Annotated in this window: 23 protein-coding genes and 1 pseudogene; 10 read left to right on the forward strand and 14 right to left on the reverse strand. The window is 34.9% G+C overall.

Translation table 11 applies throughout. The annotated features are described in order from the left end of the window. Positions 1-205: 205 nt before the first annotated feature. From VJJ80_00900 to VJJ80_00925, 6 genes are read left to right on the forward strand one after another with little or no spacing between them, the layout of a single operon-like run. Positions 206-478 (forward strand): metal-sensing transcriptional repressor, encoded by a 273-nt coding sequence (locus VJJ80_00900; GenBank protein HLC38676.1) that lies wholly within the window; start codon positions 206-208, stop codon positions 476-478. Between the two features lie 10 nt (positions 479-488). Beyond that, on the forward strand, positions 489-2,210 hold the full coding sequence (locus tag VJJ80_00905; protein HLC38677.1) for a sulfite exporter TauE/SafE family protein: 1,722 nt from the start codon (positions 489-491) through the stop codon (positions 2,208-2,210). A 28-nt stretch (positions 2,211-2,238) separates the two neighbouring features. Further along, positions 2,239-4,509 (forward strand): heavy metal translocating P-type ATPase, encoded by a 2,271-nt coding sequence (locus tag VJJ80_00910; GenBank protein ID HLC38678.1) that lies wholly within the window; start codon positions 2,239-2,241, stop codon positions 4,507-4,509. Further along, positions 4,506-4,997, forward strand: a complete 492-nt coding sequence (locus VJJ80_00915) for a DUF1573 domain-containing protein (GenBank protein ID HLC38679.1) — start codon at positions 4,506-4,508, stop codon at positions 4,995-4,997. Before VJJ80_00910 ends, VJJ80_00915 begins: the two co-directional genes overlap by 4 nt. After that, positions 4,994-5,665: a cytochrome c biogenesis protein CcdA gene (locus VJJ80_00920; GenBank protein HLC38680.1), complete on the forward strand. Its 672-nt coding sequence runs from the start codon at positions 4,994-4,996 to the stop codon at positions 5,663-5,665. The genes VJJ80_00915 and VJJ80_00920 overlap by 4 nt, the downstream gene beginning before the upstream one ends. Before the next feature lie 30 nt (positions 5,666-5,695). After that, a complete protein-coding gene (locus VJJ80_00925) occupies positions 5,696-5,830 on the forward strand; it encodes a hypothetical protein (GenBank protein HLC38681.1) in 135 nt (44 codons plus the stop codon). A gap of 1 nt (position 5,831) precedes the next feature. On the opposite strand, the gene VJJ80_00930 is transcribed toward VJJ80_00925, so the two are convergent. Next, complete coding sequence (locus tag VJJ80_00930; protein ID HLC38682.1) at positions 5,832-6,773, reverse strand: NAD(P)/FAD-dependent oxidoreductase; 942 nt, start codon at positions 6,771-6,773, stop codon at positions 5,832-5,834. Between the two features lie 151 nt (positions 6,774-6,924). Between VJJ80_00930 and VJJ80_00935 the strand changes: the two genes are divergently transcribed. Further along, entirely contained in the window at positions 6,925-7,830 is a 906-nt protein-coding gene (locus VJJ80_00935; GenBank protein HLC38683.1) for a hypothetical protein, read from the forward strand. A 135-nt stretch (positions 7,831-7,965) separates the two neighbouring features. Here VJJ80_00935 and VJJ80_00940 read toward each other — a convergent pair whose 3' ends face one another. The 5 genes from VJJ80_00940 to VJJ80_00960 form a co-directional block, all read right to left on the reverse strand. Next, the gene (locus VJJ80_00940) at positions 7,966-8,424 is read right to left on the reverse strand and encodes a hypothetical protein (protein ID HLC38684.1); all 459 of its coding nucleotides are present in this window, start codon (positions 8,422-8,424) and stop codon (positions 7,966-7,968) included. A 6-nt stretch (positions 8,425-8,430) separates the two neighbouring features. Then, positions 8,431-8,952: a hypothetical protein gene (locus tag VJJ80_00945; protein ID HLC38685.1), complete on the reverse strand. Its 522-nt coding sequence runs from the start codon at positions 8,950-8,952 to the stop codon at positions 8,431-8,433. A gap of 290 nt (positions 8,953-9,242) precedes the next feature. Next, positions 9,243-9,632: a DUF5615 family PIN-like protein gene (locus tag VJJ80_00950; protein ID HLC38686.1), complete on the reverse strand. Its 390-nt coding sequence runs from the start codon at positions 9,630-9,632 to the stop codon at positions 9,243-9,245. Next, entirely contained in the window at positions 9,613-9,840 is a 228-nt protein-coding gene (locus VJJ80_00955) for a DUF433 domain-containing protein (GenBank protein HLC38687.1), read from the reverse strand. Before VJJ80_00955 ends, VJJ80_00950 begins: the two co-directional genes overlap by 20 nt. A 233-nt stretch (positions 9,841-10,073) precedes the next feature. Then, positions 10,074-10,721, reverse strand: coding sequence for a transposase (locus VJJ80_00960; GenBank protein HLC38688.1), 648 nt, complete (start codon positions 10,719-10,721; stop codon positions 10,074-10,076). A 255-nt stretch (positions 10,722-10,976) separates the two neighbouring features. On the opposite strand from VJJ80_00960, the gene VJJ80_00965 reads away from it, so the two are divergent. Beyond that, positions 10,977-11,465 (forward strand): hypothetical protein, encoded by a 489-nt coding sequence (locus VJJ80_00965; GenBank protein ID HLC38689.1) that lies wholly within the window; start codon positions 10,977-10,979, stop codon positions 11,463-11,465. A 186-nt stretch (positions 11,466-11,651) separates the two neighbouring features. On the opposite strand, the gene VJJ80_00970 is transcribed toward VJJ80_00965, so the two are convergent. The 5 genes from VJJ80_00970 to VJJ80_00990 form a co-directional block, all read right to left on the reverse strand. Further along, positions 11,652-11,954 (reverse strand): hypothetical protein, encoded by a 303-nt coding sequence (locus VJJ80_00970; protein ID HLC38690.1) that lies wholly within the window; start codon positions 11,952-11,954, stop codon positions 11,652-11,654. A 76-nt stretch (positions 11,955-12,030) separates the two neighbouring features. Continuing rightward, positions 12,031-12,192, reverse strand: coding sequence for a hypothetical protein (locus tag VJJ80_00975; protein HLC38691.1), 162 nt, complete (start codon positions 12,190-12,192; stop codon positions 12,031-12,033). A gap of 586 nt (positions 12,193-12,778) precedes the next feature. Next, complete coding sequence (locus VJJ80_00980; protein HLC38692.1) at positions 12,779-13,231, reverse strand: hypothetical protein; 453 nt, start codon at positions 13,229-13,231, stop codon at positions 12,779-12,781. A gap of 27 nt (positions 13,232-13,258) precedes the next feature. Beyond that, entirely contained in the window at positions 13,259-13,708 is a 450-nt protein-coding gene (locus VJJ80_00985; protein ID HLC38693.1) for a hypothetical protein, read from the reverse strand. A 221-nt stretch (positions 13,709-13,929) separates the two neighbouring features. Continuing rightward, the gene (locus VJJ80_00990) at positions 13,930-14,166 is read right to left on the reverse strand and encodes a hypothetical protein (protein HLC38694.1); all 237 of its coding nucleotides are present in this window, start codon (positions 14,164-14,166) and stop codon (positions 13,930-13,932) included. A 94-nt stretch (positions 14,167-14,260) separates the two neighbouring features. Here VJJ80_00990 and lexA point away from each other — a divergent pair. Both lexA and VJJ80_01000 read left to right on the forward strand, forming a co-directional pair. Continuing rightward, positions 14,261-14,842 (forward strand): annotated as a pseudogene (lexA, locus tag VJJ80_00995) (transcriptional repressor LexA). Positions 14,843-14,878: 36 nt separating this feature from the next. Continuing rightward, a complete protein-coding gene (locus VJJ80_01000; protein HLC38695.1) occupies positions 14,879-15,823 on the forward strand; it encodes a DNA adenine methylase in 945 nt (314 codons plus the stop codon). Here the strand turns inward: VJJ80_01000 and VJJ80_01005 are convergent. The 3 genes from VJJ80_01005 to VJJ80_01015 are packed head-to-tail and all read right to left on the reverse strand — an operon-like array spanning position 15,811 to position 17,816. Further along, the gene (locus VJJ80_01005) at positions 15,811-16,581 is read right to left on the reverse strand and encodes a hypothetical protein (protein HLC38696.1); all 771 of its coding nucleotides are present in this window, start codon (positions 16,579-16,581) and stop codon (positions 15,811-15,813) included. The genes VJJ80_01000 and VJJ80_01005 overlap by 13 nt on opposite strands. Positions 16,582-16,635: 54 nt before the next feature. Continuing rightward, on the reverse strand, positions 16,636-17,562 hold the full coding sequence (locus tag VJJ80_01010; GenBank protein HLC38697.1) for an endonuclease NucS domain-containing protein: 927 nt from the start codon (positions 17,560-17,562) through the stop codon (positions 16,636-16,638). A 2-nt stretch (positions 17,563-17,564) separates the two neighbouring features. Next, positions 17,565-17,816, reverse strand: coding sequence for a hypothetical protein (locus VJJ80_01015; GenBank protein ID HLC38698.1), 252 nt, complete (start codon positions 17,814-17,816; stop codon positions 17,565-17,567). Positions 17,817-17,829: the final 13 nt, after the last annotated feature.

Raw genomic sequence — 17,829 nt, forward strand, 5'->3', positions numbered from 1 at the left:
GAAAAATACCCATGAAATAATTTATATAACGATTCTTAATATTTTATCTCGTTCAAATTTACAACTGACGATGATTAGCCTAAATACGCTGAAAATATTCTTGACAATAATATAACAATTTGAGAAAATGGATTTAGATACCTATACCATAGGTGCGGGTAATTAGAAATATATTATATAAGAAGAATATCCAAGGATTAAAAAAATGAATCTTCAAAAGCAAAAAACTACCATTTGCTTTAAAAAAGCACAGAGCTTGATCACTAAAATTTCCCAAATGATTGAAAAGGACGAATACTGCATTAATATTATGCAGCAAAATTTAGCCGTAATTGGCTTGTTAAAATCTGCTCATCAATCTTTGCTGGAAAACCACCTTGCCACCTGTTTTAAACATGCAATAGATTCTGGCAATTATCGTCGAAAAAAAGCGATGGCTGATGAAATTTTAAAAGTTACTAAACTTTACAATAAATAAGAGGGGCTTAATGCCAAAAACAATTGTACCGATTAGGGGAATGCATTGTCGTTCTTGCGAAATATTAATAGAAGATGAAATATTAAAACTTAGCTGGGTCAAAAAAGTTGAAGTCTCACATCAAAAAGCACAAGCTAAGATTTATTATCGCCATAAATTTGATTATTCGGCAGTTGAAAAAGCAATTTCAAAAGCAGGCTATAGGTTAGGCAATTCCAATAAAAAACAATTTATTTCTAAGAATCCTCAAGATTTTATTGATTTGGTAATTGCCGCAATTTGTCTTTTAGGATTATTTTTGTTTCTGAAAAAAACTGGTTTAATCAATATCAAATTTGCGTCATCACCAAGTTTAACTAATATATCTGGAGCTTTATTAATTGGAATATTGGCTGGATTTTCGACCTGTATGGCGTTAGTGGGTGGTTTAATTTTGGGAATATCTGCCCGACATTCAGAAAAGCATCCCAACGCTTCGACCTGGCAAAAATTTCGTCCTCATCTCTTTTTTAATCTTGGCAGAATCGCTTCTTTCTTTATCTTAGGTGGCTTGATAGGATTTGCAGGCTCAGCTTTACAGCTTTCAAGCAGGATATCCGGAACTTTAATGATTGGGGTGGGATTATTAATGCTAACATTAGGCATTCAGCTCACCGAAATTTTTCCCAAGATTAGTTCTGGAAGATTTACTCTACCTAAAGGTATTTCTCAAATTTTGGGAATTAAAAAACGAGAACAACTGGAATACAGTCATAAAAATGCCGTAATTTTGGGGGCCGCCACTTTTTTTCTACCTTGCGGTTTTACACAAGCAATGCAATTATTGGCGGTGAGTTCGGGAAAATTTTTAGTGGGTGCTGAAATTATGGCCTTATTTGCAATTGGGACCAGCCCAGGATTATTGGGAATTGGTGCTTTAACTTCAGTTTTTAAGGGGACGATGGCTAAAAAATTTTTCAAGTTTGCCGGATTAGCAGTAATTTCCTTAGCGCTCTTAAATATTGTAAACGGCTATCATCTTTTGGGTTGGAAATTCTCCTCAAAAAAAGCACCAATCGCCAATGCTCAGGATCCAAATGTTAAAATTGAAAACGGAATCCAAAAGATTTATATGGTACAAAAAAGTTCGGGATATGCTCCCGACCATTTTACAATTCAAAGGGGAATTTCTACCCAGTGGATAATCAATTCCGAAGATGCTTCTTCTTGTGCTTCCGCAATTACTGCTCCTGACCTTGATATCAAGAAAATTTTAAAACTTGGTGAAAATATCATTGAATTCACGCCTCAAAAAACTGGCGAAGTTGGATTTTCTTGTTTAATGGGAATGTATCGAGGTTATTTTTCCATTATTGAAAAAAAAGATTCTCAAGATACACAAACCCAAACACAAAATCAAAAACCGAAAACGGAATCCGAAGTTACTCCTCCAAAAACTAATCCGGCGCCAATTACGAATGAGCAAATCATCAAAACGACTTATACTCTCAATGAAGATATTGTTCCAAAACAATTCATGGTTCAAGCTGGACTGCCAGTCCGTTTTGAAATAGACGTCAAGGAAGATGGCCAAGGCTGTATGAGCACAATCGGAATTCCAAAATTAATAGATGAGCCCCAATTTTTAGAAAAAGGCAAAACAATCGTTTTCACTTTTACGCCCGAAGAACCTGGGGACTATTATATTACTTGTGCAATGGGATCAATTAGAGGCAAAATTTCAGTAAAATAATATAATTAATGTCGAGAAAGGATAAGAAATGAAAAAAGAAATTTATAAGATTGAGGGTATGCACTGCGCTTCATGCGCGGCAAATATTGAACATCGGCTCGCCAAAGAATCAGGCATTCATAAAGCAAATGTTAATTTTGCCGTGGAAAAACTTTACTTAGATTACGACGAGAACATCATTAGTTTTGATCAGATTGAGAAAATAATTAATAGTTTAGGGTATAAATTATTCCCGGAAAAATCAGACGATGAAACTGGCAAAATGGATCATCAAAATCACGAACAAGACCAAAGCCATGCAGATCATAAACATACCGAACCAACCAAAGAAAAAGAAATTCAAAAACTCCGTCAACGCTTTTTAATTTCCCTAATCTTTGGTTTGCCCATCATCTACATGGTCATGGGTAAAATGCTCCAGGCGCCGATACCGATGTTTTTAGAAAAAAATACCATCCTCTTGGAATTTATTTTAGCGACGATTATTATTGGCGCTTCGATTACAATTTGGCTTTCCGGAATCAAAGAATTATTAAGGTTTCGACCGGGCATGGATTCTCTTATTTTCATCGGCACAGTTGCTGCTTATATTTATAGTATTATAATCTCAATAAGTATCATGATGGGAAAACAAATTGGAACAATGGATAATTTGTATTATGAAAGTGCGGCCTTTATTTTAATTTTTATTAATTTAGGGAGATATTTAGAGGCTGCGACTAAGGGCCGCACCAGCTTAGCAATTAAAAGATTGATGGGCTTAGCGCCAAAATATGCTTTAGTGATAAAAAACGGGCAAGAAATAAAAATCCCAATTTCTGAAGTTGTACCCGGCAATATAGTTTTGGTTAAACCCGGTGCTAAAATCCCAGTTGATGGTGTTGTCATTGATGGATATTCAGCGGTTGATGAAAAAGCCATTACTGGGGAAAGCATTCCAGCGGAAAAAAATAAAGGTGATAAAGTGATCGGCGCGACCATTAATAAAACCGGGGTTTTAAAAATTAAAGCCCAACATGTTGGTAAAGACACAGTTTTGGCACAAATTATTAAAATCGTTGAAGAAGCGATGGGTTCTAAAGCCCCCATCCAATTATTGGCGGATAAGGTTTCTTTTTATTTTGTCCCAGCAGTTATTGTAATCGCCCTTATCTCAGCTTTAATCTGGTTGCTTTTGGGCTTTTCTTTTTCTTTTAGCCTCACAATTTTTGTGGCAGTTTTAATAATTGCCTGCCCTTGTGCCTTAGGATTAGCAACTCCAACCGCAATTATGATGGGTTCTGGCTTAGCGGCGCAAAGAGGTATTTTAATTAAAAATGGCGAAGCCCTGGAAAAAGCCCAAAAAATTAATTTTGTTGTTTTCGATAAAACTGGGACATTAACAAAAGGGGAACCTAAAGTTGTTGATATTATTGAAATTGGGGGAGATAAATCAACAATTTTAAAACTCGCAGCCAGCATCGAAAAAAATTCAGAACATCCCTTAGCCCAAGCAATTATTAATAAAGCAAAATTGGAAAAAATCGAATTATATAATCCCACTGATTTTCAAGCCGTCCCAGGCCAAGGAGTTAAAGCCAAAATTGATAATAAAGAAATTCTTTTAGGAACTCGGAAATTATTGCAGGAAAATAAAATCAATATTAATGAATTTGAAAAGAATATTAGTAATCTTGAAAATTTGGGCAAGACGGTGATTATTTTGGCTTTTGGCGAAAAAGTTCAAGGTTTATTAGCCTTAGCTGATACGTTAAAAGAAAATTCCCAAAAAGCGATTAAACTGCTTCATGAAAATGGTATTAAAACCGCCATTCTCACCGGCGATAATGCACGGGTCGGCAAAGCAATTGCTAAAGAAGTTGGCATTGACAAAGTATTGGCTGAGGTATTACCTCATGAAAAAGCGGCTAATATTAAAAAATTACAAAAACAGGGTTGGAAAGTGGCAATGGTTGGTGATGGCATTAATGATGCGCCAGCTTTAGCTCAAGCTGATTTGGGGGTTGCTTTAGGTTCTGGCACAGATGTTGCTATGGAAACTGGCGAACTAATCTTGATTAAAAATAATCTTTTGGATGTCGTCACCGCAATTGATTTATCAAAATATACTTTGCGCAAAATTAAACAAAATCTTTTTTGGGCGTTTTTTTACAATATTATTAGTATCCCGGTGGCGGCGGGTTTGCTTTATCCTTTTTTTGGTTGGATTTTAAATCCCTCAATTGCCGCGGCCGCGATGGCATTTTCTTCGGTTTCGGTGGTCACCAACGCCCTCTTAATGAAAGGATATAAGAAATGAAAATGTTTGGTATTTTTATCGCGATCATTTCCATCATCATTATTGCCGCAGTTTGGATAGGTTCATCTGTTTCAGAATCATCAACGCCAACTTATTCTAAAGATGACCCCAACCGCCCGAATGTAAAGTTGTCGGAAAAGTCTTTTGACTTTGGCGAAATAAACATTAAAGAAACTCGAGATCATATTTTTAAAATTACCAATGTCGGTAAAAGTGATTTAAACCTGTCCAGAGTTTCCACATCCTGCGATTGCACATATGCTTATATCATCAACGCGAATGGCGAACAAAGCCCAAAATTTTCGATGCATGACACTAGTTCTTGGCAAATGGCCCTTAAGCCTCAGGAATCAGCGAGCTTAAAAGTATATTATAAACCTTCAATTATGCCAGTTGAGGGCGCTGTTGATCGCACCATCAATGTTGTCACCAATGACCCGACAAATCCTAACCTTGAAATAAAAATTACAGCCACGGTGGTAAAATGAACCTATGGCCACTTTTTTTAGCCGGCATTACTGATTCATATAACCCTTGCAGTATTGGCGTTTTACTAATATCCTTGACAATTCTTTTCAGTTTAGGTCGGAAAAAATTAATTGCTTTGTTTGGCTTAAGTTATTTGGCGACAATTTTTACCACCTATTTTTTAATCGGCTTGGGATTGTTGCGCGCTTTTCACCTTTTTGGAATTCATGGCTTTTTCGGATATGCCGCAGGTGTAATTTTAATTGTGGCTGGGTTGATTCATTTGGCGCCTGGACCAATTAGAAACTTACCCGGGATCCGCTGGATTCTGGGCTGCCACCTTCCCAAAAATATCGAAAAACACCTTGAAAATAGTGTTTTTATTTCTGGAATAATTTTAGGTTTTTTGATTGGTTTGTGCACGGTACCATGCGCGGGCGGAATCTATTTAGGCGCGATTGGTTTATTGGCAAGCCGAGTTAGTTATTGGCGCGGGGTCTTGGGAATCTTTATTTTTAATCTCGGTTTTATTCTGCCATTATTGGCAATATTTTTAGTGGCAAGCCGCAAGTCGGTTTTAGAAAAACTCCAAAAACTCAATGTTAAACTTAGCTCATATAGTCACTATATTATCCCAATCATAATGATTTTAATGGGAATTATCCTAATTTTAATCGCGAAAAAATAAGTTTGTCATCACTTAAATAAAGGAGTTAAAATGATGAATGTCAATAATATGATGGGCGTCAACGGCTTTTCAATGATGTTTTTTGGCTGGATTATTTATATAATTATCCTGATTGTTTTGGTTTTGGCGATTATCGCCCTCGTAAAATATATTGAGAAAAAATAAATTAGATTCCTTTTTGTTTTAAGATTTTGGCATGAATTGATATGGCGGCTAAGGCACCTTCGCCGCCAGCCACAATCGCTTGGTCTGGACCTTCGTTAACTGGACCTGTGGCATATAAATTTTTAACTGAGGTTTCGAAAGTTTCAAAATTTACTTTTAAAAATCCGTCCTCATCTCTTTTTGGTTTTAGACCACCTCGAGCTAAAAATCCATCCAAATGGACATAGCCTAATTCGGTAAATAAAACTTCGGCTTCGACTTTCGTGCCGTCTTTAAGCTGGATTTTTTGCAAATACCCATTTCTACCTTTAAGTTTGGTAATTGGGCTTGAAAATACGGCAATTTGGTTCTTTTTCGCTTTTTGTACCATTTTCTTGGAAAATTTGGTGGGAACGGCGGGTACGACCGCAAGTTTAGGCGGTTTTTGCATCGAATTAATAGCCAAAGCAGTGGTAATAGCTGAGTCGCCATTACCAATCACGGCAATTTTTTTATGGCGGTTTTGATACCAATCACAAGTCAAACAATGAAAAATCGAGTGGTCATAATACGGATCAAGGCCGGAAATCTCAGGCATTTTGTCAATTAAACCCACTGCCACGACCAAATATTGAGCTTGATATTTTTTGCCAGTATCAGTAATAACCAAAAATTGGCCTTGGTTATTTTGGCTGACTTTGAGGACTTTTTCTGAAATTCTGGAAATTGGAAATCTGGCCAATTGCTTATCAATTCTGGCTAAAAAATCTGTGCCTGAGGTTTTTCGCCTATGGCCTAAAAAGTTTTCAATTGTGGTCGCCATTGAAGTGCGGCCATGAACCTTAATGCCGGCATCAATTAATATCACCGGATGATTATAACGAGCTAAATAAATAGCCACTGATGAACCGGCAGGTCCAGCACCAATAATAATGGTTTTTTCGCTTGGATTATTTTTTGCCATTTTGCCTCCATGTTTTATATTCCTATTATATTATATAATTTTTGGTTTTAAAGAAGAACTGTAAAAATCAACAAAACCATTGACTATAATTTGTTTTAGTGATATATTTTCTAATGACGCAAACCATCCTGTTGTACGTGGAGTGAAAGTCATGAGCCGTACGGTCTGTCTCTATTCTATTGCGGGCATGCTTAAGGCAGCCGAAGAATATCTAGGCTTAGGGATTGAGGGGGGAGTCGAACCTGATTGGCAAACAAAAAACGTCGCGCAAAGAAAGTTTATTCGACAATACTATAATCCCTGCCGTGCGGAAATTGATAAAATTCCCGAAATTGAATACACCGCCTCCCCGAAAGCCTCGGAGATTAACGAATTTCTGCGGCAACGCGGTTTTAGCATCTCGATCGATTTTCCAGAAAACCCCATGCACTTTGGGGCGGCTGGAGTTTTGGATGTTTTAGTTGAGTGGAAGATTAAGGGCGAAAAGAAACCAATTAGAATGGGAACTAAGGTAATTCCAGATGCGGTCCGCCTACCCAAAGAAGGTGTTGGTTTTGTGAAACTTCTGTCTTTGTCCGAACCTATTGTCCATCTTGAGACCAAATCGGATGTCCATGTATTTATGTACCAACATCCAGAACATATTGATGGTTTTGAACTTCTGGAAATGGCGTCTGACTTAACTGCCCAATGCCAATCTACCTTTAACTACCATAGAGATTATGACGGAATTCATTTTCCCATGGTCAATTTGCAGCAGCAAGTTGATTTGAGTTGGCTGCTTGGCATCAACATCGACTCTTTAGATGGAGTACCGGTTGATTTGGTCCAAGTTTTGCAAGAGAATAAACTCCGCATCAATGAAATCGGCGCTCGCGCCCAAAGTGCCACTGTCGGCAAAATGGTTTTTCGGGGAATTGAAATGCCCCTACCCGATTATATCATTGATCAACCCTTCCTGATTTGGTTTGTTCGCGCTGGTCTTTCCATGCCATTCTTTGCCGCCTGGGTTTCAGAAGAAGACTGGAAAGAACCGCCAGATATTCACAAAGCGTAATTATTGGCGAAATCATTATAAATTTTCCCTCGTAGGGATGCTAACCTCATCGTGCGAGGGCTTTTTTTATATAAAGAAAATTTAAAAAAGCCGAGGCTCGATTGTGAGCTGCGGCTCAGGAACTAAATTAAATTGTTAGGAGGGGTCTAGTCGATATTGCGGAGGAAGAATAATGTCCAAACCTTCATTTTTGATCGCTTCAATGACTGCCTTAGGTTCAACGCGGCGCCTCAGAGCCAAGGTGACAATTGCCCGAATACCGGCAGTTTTATTAATTTCCCCAACTTTCACATTTACATCGGCTAACCAGGCGTAATAACGTTCAATAGACGCTTCGTCAATTTGCGAAAATATTTCCGTATTAACCAGGTCTGTGAGTTCAACCCTGTGTTGTTCAACTTCTGCTTCGATGCAATAGATACAAACAGTGGTGCCGTCATCAAAACCCAAATGGGGCTTTTTGTGTTTCAGGCAATAGACTCCGGATTTCTTGGCGCATTCCAAACAAGCAATAGTATTTAAACATCCATCAGGTCGATGAAGAGGTAAAATAACAAGCAGATTAGCATCTTTTTCGCATTTCTCGCAGTTCATGCTCTATCACCTCCGGGTTGGTTCAGTTTGGTGTTTGCGCCACCATTTGTCCAATTCGGAAAATTCGTTTTTTTCGGCAATGTATTTGGCCAAATCGACAACCTCATCCGGTAAATCAATTTGCTGAGTTTCTCGCAGCAATTCCCGTTGAAGATTATACTCAACATCATCGACTATCTCGACGGCAGGTTGCTTAGCAATTGCAAAGACGAGAAAAACTGCCTCAGGCCGAATGACATTTCGGGCAAAAAGTGCTGCTAATTCATCAGCTAAAATATTAGCCATCGTTCCAACGCAAAACCCATTTTCCATTTCTTGAGTTGGGAGATTCGAAATAGCTTCCATTAATTCAAAATCTTCTTCAGTGTCTTGCGAAGTATACCCGACGGCGTTTTCTAAAGCTCTCGCCATTTCAAATTCTTGAATTTCTTCAGGAGTGGCGTCAGGAATGTCCAAACCGACGGCTTCCAATGCCAAAATAGCTTTCCTAACTCCTTCAGGAAGAAGATCTTCTATCCTCGGACACATGCTGGTCACCTCGTTTCGGGATCTATGATTAATAAAATTATACCATTAATCTCCTGAAATAGTCAAGATTTTTTATTTTTTTGTGAGGGTAATGAATATTATTTATTAAATTTGTGGATAATTGCTACTTGACAAATATATAGTGATTTGCTCTACTCGAGTAGAGATCGGGTGGGTTGCCGATTGTTTGGCGCTTCACCTTTGGTGGAGGCAAGGCCAGCTTTAAGCAATCCCCGATTTATAAAATCCTCGGCCGCAGGTTTCGCCCTGCAACTTGGCGGAGGATTTTTTTATTTTGGTTTTATATAATTAATTTTATCAATTGAAACACGACAAATTTTACCTTTTAATTTATTAATAGAAATAGCTTTGAGGTGACGTTTTAAGATGGTAATTAATTTAGTAGAACGCGGATCACTACTTTGGATAAGAATAATGCCCATACTCTTGCTAATTATTTCAGATAAATTTTTATTTGCTTTGAAATCCTTATCCAGAGAGACAAAAATTCTTTGATGTTTATTAGCTTCTTTAATTTGAGCAAAATCACTTAATTTTCTTGGCTTTCTTTTTATGGGAGTATAGATTATATTATGTCCCTTCGAACTTAAAAACTTCCCCGTTGGAATGGGGAAGTTTTCGTCGCAGTAAAAATGAAATTTAGGCATTCTTGGGTTCAAGCTTTATCCTTTCCCTTATTGCCCGCTTTTCAATATAATTTAAGGCTGATATAATTTGTTCTTTAGTCAAATGAGGATAATCTTTTTGTATCTCTTTAATTCCATAACCCATAACAATATAATCTGCAATTACATCAACTGATATTCTTGTATTTGAAATTCTTTTTTTGCCACTTAAAACCTGTTTTGTAGAAATTATTCGAGTCATTTTTTCCTCCAGTTTTATACCATATTCATCTTAATTATATTATTTGCAATCGTATCTGTCAAATTAACACTTTTTAATATAAATGCTAGCCTTTAACAGATAAATTTAATTTTAAAAATACATAACACGAATTCTAAAATCCCAGCCAGAGGTGGGGGACGAGGTGGGGGACGGTTCTCTTTGAGCGAGGTGGGGGACGGTTCTCTTTTAAATAGACTTTTTGGCTTTTCTTACTAGCTTCCTCCATCTTTCTTTAGTTTTCGGTTTATCTTTTGCCTTTCCAAATATCTCTGATTATCACTTCCCCAGATATCTTTATTATACGATTCTTTAATTATTTGATCTACCATCAGCCGTTGATAGTTTGTTTGGCGCTCTTTTGAATTATCTCCTAATGCCCTGCAAAAGAAATCATCAGTTAAAAGTTTGTCTTTTTGACCTTGAGCATAATGGTTGTAGCTTGAAAAACGATATTTTTCAGGGCTCTTTACAAGTCTAGCCCTTACTGGATTTAATTCAATATATTTCCCGCATTGGATGAAGTACTCATCTTTTCCTATCGGTTGGCTCTTGAATCTACCTTGCCAAAAGTGTCCTGTCCAGCCATATCTTTTTTTAAAATAATGAAAGTATGCAAGGTTGAGTTTTTTCATAAAGATAGAGAAATCAGGAGCTTTTTTGGTTTGAATCAAGAAATGGACATGGTTTGGCATTAAACAATAATGATAAATATCAAACAAATGTTCTTTTTTGTACTTATTGATTAAATCTAAAAAATGGAGATAATCTTCCTTTGTTTTAAAAACAACATTTCGATTATTACCTCTTGTTATGATGTGGTAATAAGATTGAGATAAAATAAAACGAGGTGGTCTTGGCATAATTTAATGATAACATATATCAGCCAAAACGCCTAATTTCCTGTTCATTTGAGAACCGTCCCCCAATCCAATCCGTTTTTTATGGACTACCAAGCTATCTGACCCCGCTCACGCGGGGTTTTCTTTTTATCTTATTTTACCAGATTTCCAGATATTTTATCTAAAAACTAAAGATAGTTTATTCAATTAAACTTTGACAAATTAAAAATTAGGTTTATAATATAAATAACCCCGAAACGCGAGGAGTGGTGTAAGATGTCGGCAAAGAGAGTTGTCGGTTTTGTGACTATTATGCTGCTTTCTCTGATTTTGACCCAAGTCGCCATTGCTGGCCCCAAGGGTCGGCGTAACACTGCCGCTATTCTTGGCGGTCTCACCGTTTATCACGCCCTCAAAGGGCACGACAATGAAGCATTAACTTTTGGACTGGCTACTATTGTTGCCAACGAACGATATCGAGATTCGCGAGAGCAAGATTACTCATATGGCAGGCACAGACCGCGTCCCCATCCCTATTCTTATGGTGGTGGCTATGATAGTTACTACCGTCAGCCTTCATACTATTACCCTTCATCTTATGATTACACGCCTCGTTACTATGCGCCTTGTTATGAACCTCGCTATCGGCGGGTTGATGAATCTTATTACGGGCCGCGTCGGTCTTTATTGGAGCGATACGAAGAACGCCCAATCATTATTATTATTGAAGCCGCTCCTGCCAATAACAGATATTACGGCCGGTGAGAATCTTCATCTTTATGCCAAACCAGGCACATCCTCCATAGGAATTTGCCTGGCTTTTTTTATTGAAAAAATTTATTTAATTTTAAGAATCAATGTTCACGAATTCCAAAATCCACTTTTTGAGAAATTTATTATTTCACTTCTAAAATCTGTACACCCTCGGAATATTCAAGTTTTTCGGAAGCCTTAAAAATTCCATGTGTCTCTATTTAAAACCTCGTGTTTTTTACAGAGTAATTTAAGGTCAGTTTCAAGCTCGACGATTTTATTTTTTTGTATTTCAATTTCATCTTTAACTGCTAATACAATATATTTTTGAGTTTCCGCCAGCTCATCATTTTTCTCCTCAAGCTCGACCAATATCCTTTCTTCAACTTTAAATTGATTTTCCAAATTTTCCAACTCGTCTTTTTCTTTTTCCAAATCTTCGCGAAAACAATTAGCTTGCTTTTTTACATTTTCAAGTATTTCTTTCGATGCCAAAATCATTTTTATTCTCCTTGTTCAATTAAATCTTCGACTTTGGATTTGGCTTGTTCGAGTAATTCTTTGGATTTTTGACGCGCTATAATTCTTCGATTCTAATGAACTTTAAATTTTCCTTTTCCACCGGCATCGTGTCGCCATTTTCAAGACAAATATCAAATAAATAGGTTTTAGGATTCGCCCAATTTTCCATTTCTACTAACCCGTCCCCGTACTTACTTTTGACTTTTACACCCATCATCTCAACCCTCCTCTTTAATTAAACTTTCAACTTTTATTTTTATTTATATTCCTTTTATTGTATTTTTATTGCAAAGATTCATTAAATCACTCCTAATATATTCATCGCGCCAGTCAGTTAGTTTTATTGGCTTGAATGGCAATTCCTTTTTAAGAATTTTCATTGCATAAACTATTAAACTTTTATTACCATTTCTAATAAATATTCCTTTATTCGTATCTTCTCTTACACAAGCTTCGATTCCATTACAAATATTATTCTGTTTATTTTTAAATTCTTTAATAGTAAATTTTTTATATAATTTTTTAATTTTACAAACAATACAATTATCGGTTCCCCAATTAAAATTATTATTAAAAAATTTTGCCGTATCTTGAATATTTTGAACCCTATAATCTTTACCTGTTTTTTCTTTAATAGTTTTTTAATATTATTCCAATTACAATCGTCGTCCGAATTTAATTCATAATAAACTATTGCATTATAGAAATCACTTAATTTCTTAATTTTATTCAATTATTTTTTAACTCCCAAATATTTTGCCGTGAGTAAAATCTAATGAGAACTATCCACATCAAATAGTTAATTATTCTGACACAATTTTATATACTTTCTCGCATGCCGAAATTAATTTTGATGAATATTCTTGATTTAAAAATGTTGCTTCATGTACAAATAAATTTCTATACTTTACTGACATTTTAAAAAAATCCCAATCTATCCCCAATTCATTTTTAATATTCACATGTTTAATCCCGAAAACCAGATTGACTAATCGGATTACTTTTGTATTACGATATTTTTCATATTTTTCTTCTACAGTTAATGAATTATCATCAGAATGGATAATAATACTTCGAGAAACTGCCTCAATCAAAGAACATAATAATGCCACATCTTTTATCCCAACATCAAAATATTGATAAAGTTGATTAGCTATATTAATTCGTGATTTTGATGGTACAGAATAATATTTTCTTCGTAATTCAATAACATGACGTTGCATTTCCATCAAAAGCTGTTGGTCATCATTACTCATTTTTGATTTCCTTATTAAATTTTCTCACTAATTTTTGTTTAATTTTTCCATTACATCAACAGCATGGCCAATTGTAATTTTTTTATCCCGGATATTTATATCAACGATATATTCTCCAATGGGATCTCCTGCAGTACTCTTCATTAAACAAACAAGATAGGCAAAACTATTCTTATCCAATTTTGATATAAGCCAACAAGATTCAAAATAATTGCAATCTATTTTTTTAGATAGCGAAGGAATTAATATTTGACCATTTTTATCAGAAAAAATTATTAACCCATATCCCTCGGCATAATGTTTTCCCTTTTTGGTTTTTTTATTTATTGCATCAATTATTGCCATTTCAAGATCACCTTGAATAAATCTAGGTATAAAAACTTGTTCAAATGCAATACCAACCGGGATATTATTTTTATCGAATCCAATAATATTTCCATCTCGACCGTCGGGATCTGATGAAGGTACAACTAACACCGGAGATATAATGACCCACACAGCACACTATAATAAGTCCAAAAAGTTCACGAAATAATAAATCCATTTTCTCTATTTTTTTTGAAGAATAGAGTATATCCGGATTTTTTAATAATTCCGGAATAATTATCTTTTCCAGTATTACTTCTACTGACTTCGCTGCTATTATTTTTTTATTTATGCCAAATTTTTTTATCATAACTATTCCTTAAATTTTTTAATTAAATTTTGCCGATTTTTCTCCTTGCCTTGTGAATCCTCATGTGTTTTATCTTTGTCACAACACGTGTTCCCTTAGAAGTAGTTTTTCCTCCCTCAACGATAGGTTTGACGTGGTGCAAAACTTTACCTTTGGGTAATTTGCCTTTATTATAACCTTTTTGTTTAAGAACTTTTTTAATTTTTAATGGATTTCTTTCTTTTTTAATTTGTTTTTTAGATAGTTTTCTTTTCTTCATTCCATACTCCTTTTTATATAAGTTATCCACAGATTGACTTTCGATTTATTTTCGATTATATTTTAATTATAATGCGTAAAAAAGGGGGTGTCAAATGATCACTAAACGCCAAAAACAAGTTCTCGAATTTATTAAAAAATTCATTAGAACGCATGACTACGCTCCCTCTTTAGAAGAAATTAAAAAGCACCTCAATCTTTCTTCTGTTTCTACTGCCCATCATCATATTTCAAAACTATACAATAAAGGATTTATTAATAGATTAAAAAATAATCCACGAGCGATCGAACTTGTTGAGACTAAAAAACTAAATTTAATTAAAATCCCTATTGTGGGAACAATAGCTGCGGGTCAACCGATTGAAGCGATAGAAGTTCCTGGTCAGTCAGTGACTCTATCACGAGATGAAATTGGAAAATTCGGAAATTTTTATGCTCTGAAAGTTGACGGCAATAGTATGATCGACGAAGGTATATTTGATGGTGACTTTGTAATAATTCGCAGACAAGAAACTGCTGATAATGGACAGACGGTCGTGGCGATTATTGATGATAACGAAGCTACCCTTAAAAAAATTTATAAAGAAAATAAAAGAATTAAATTACAGCCAGCGAATCAGGTTATGCTACCTATCTTTCGAAAAGAGGTAAAAATTCGTGGTGTAGTGGTTAAAATCATCAGAAACTTAGAAAATAGCGTTCAGGATAATACACTGGCTTATAAAAAGAAAATATTATTAAATCGCATTAGAAGTTCTAATCCTAATAGTAGCAATAAATATAAAAGAGTTGCTCTTTCAACAATAAGATATGCTGGTGGGAAAAGCTTGGCAGTTGGACATGTGATTGAATTGTTGCCAGACAATATCGAAAAGGTTATTTCTCCGTTTTTTGGTGGTGGTTCAATTGAAATAGCTATGAGCAAAGAGCTAGATTTGGAAGTAGTAGGTTATGATATATTTGATATCCTTTGCAATTATTGGAAATTTCAGATAGAAAAACCGAAACTTCTTTATGAAAAATTAAAAGTACTAGAACCAAATAAAAAAACTTTTGAGAAAATTAGATTAATCTTGAATAAAGTATGGAAAAAAAGAATAAAGTTAGACCCTATAACATTAGCGGTTTATTATGTTTATAACTTTAACTTATCATATGGCCCAGGATTTATGGGTTGGGCTTCTGATATTTATTTAAATGAGAAAAAATATAATAGAGTAATTAAAAAAATTAGAGACTTTGATCCTAAAAATTTACGGGTTAAATGTGAAGATTTCCAAAAAGTAATCAAGAATCACCCAAATGATTTTCTTTATTGTGATCCTCCATATTATATTGGAAAGGATTCAAAAATGTTTAAAGGAATATATCCGATGAGGAATATTCCTGTCCATCATAATGGATTCCCACATGAGGCATTAAGAGATTTGCTGAAGAAACACAAGGGTGGCTTTATTTTATCCTATAACAATTGTTCGACAATAAGGGAATACTACAAAGAGTTCCAACAAGTATTTCCAAGTTGGCAGTACACAATGGGACAAGGAGAAACAAGAATAGGCCAAAATCGCATTAATAATGGGAGTAAAAATCATATAAAGTCATCTCATGAAATAATTATTTACAATTTGCCAAAGAATAAATTTTATAATTCTTGAAATTTAGAAATCGCTCTACCGTGGACTAAAACATTATTATATTTAATTTTTATTTTATTAATTTTATTTTTTAATAAATTTAGTGTTTTTTCTCGACTCATCCAAAATTTGATTTCTCTATAATGCACATCACTATCATTTCTAAGTTCAATTTCGCCAATAGTTACACCCTTATTAATCAATATAAAAATAACTTTTTGAGCATCCATCTGCCCAATTCTTTTTGCTTTTGAATTTGAAATCGTGGTAGAATTATCAAGGGCTTCGATAGCTTCATACCCATCAAAAACATGAAATTGATGATTTTCTTTAATGGTTAAATAATCAACTTCTCCATTATTCAAAAATGCTTTTTTGAAAAAAATAATTTTGTTTTGCCCTTTATTTAAATATTTACTTAAATTTTTCATTGCAATAGTCAGTAATTCCTTAAACTTTATTTTATTTAGTAAATATTTATCTCTAGATGAGGGGAAACAATTAAGACAATCACGAAGAAAATTTGATCCTTGGAAATCAATATCAGTCATTAACCTATTATAACCATATAAGAATATTTGCCATTTTTTCTCTCCACTTTTCACGGAATGTATATCACCACGTTTGTCTATTACATCTTTTTTCTTGCCACTACCATGCGTTTTACCCCCGATTATACACGCAAATTCTTTTTCGGCATCATGACCACGCTGTCTTACCATCCTAGCATTTTCAGAAGTCATTGCACGACGTTTTATTATTGTATTCTTTTGATCCATTTTATATTCCTTTTCTGCTTCAAGTTTACTCTTTAAAATGATTTTTGTACTTTTTTATCCTTTTATTAGCTTAAAACTGATTTTATATGTGTAAAAGTCAATATTTTGGGTTACAGACAAGGCACGATGCAGACGAATATCATCTTCATGAGCAATAATTAATCCGCAAACTTTTTGACCTTTTTCGGCAAGTTCTTCTTTAATATAACCCATATAACTCTGCACTTGACCGATAACAACATCACTCGCTCTTCCTCTTTTAAGTTCTATGACTAATAATTCCTTTTTGTCCTTGCTGATTGCGAGAATATCAAGCGGCCCGGTGTCTGTTTGATATTGCTTACCAATAATTTCACCCTTTTCTTTAAAAATATTATATTTTTTCCCTAGAATTGTATGTTCCCAGTTTTGGACCAAAAAATCTTCTAAATACTGCTCGAGCGCAAAAACCGAAGGATCCTCAATGGTTTCATCGGTCGCAATAATATCTGCGGGTTTTTTGCCAGAAATGAGTTTTTCAATCTCCTCTGCATATCCTGAGATATTGATAGCCGTTCCGGCTGCGCCTGTTGAATTTTGAAGAGCTTCACTCATTTGATTTCTTTCAATAACCCCCGGAAACCAACGTACTCCTCGACGATGGGGTAATTTTTCACCTTTTTGATATTCGTAGTTAGTTGTGATTTCGCCAACCATATATTCGGCTCTACCATTAGGACAAAGAACGATATCATCAACATTTATTCCTTTTGCAATAGTCCAAAGCATGCCACAAGCAAGACCAGCCGCGACTCTTGATCTCCCTGGATTTTCTTTGAGATATTTAGGAATCATCACTTTATTAAATTCGCGCCAATTTTCGGGTAGTTTATTTGATAAATCTGTTTTTTTAATCCACCCAACACCAATAAAATTACCAACATGGGCTTCTTCTGCATAAATACTATTTTGCCCTAGCATAATTCTATAATATGCTCTCATCGCTATTCCTTTATTTTTGTTCTATTGATAATATTTTCGATTACCCAATATTTATAACCATAAATTTTTAGATATTTGTATTTTTTGCCATAAAATGATTTTTTATAACCATTTTTATCGATCTCGGCAATAAAAGTATTAATTTCTTCCGATTTTTCCGGATATAAGTCTGTAACAATATATTCGTGGGGAATTTCGGGCATCGTTTTAGCAAATTGCCAATCAACTGACTTGATTAATTTTTCAATCTGCATTAAATTATTCATT

It is taken from the genome of Patescibacteria group bacterium (assembly GCA_035288465.1).
GTDB lineage: Bacteria > Patescibacteriota > UBA1384 > DATEAH01 > DATEAH01 > DATEAH01.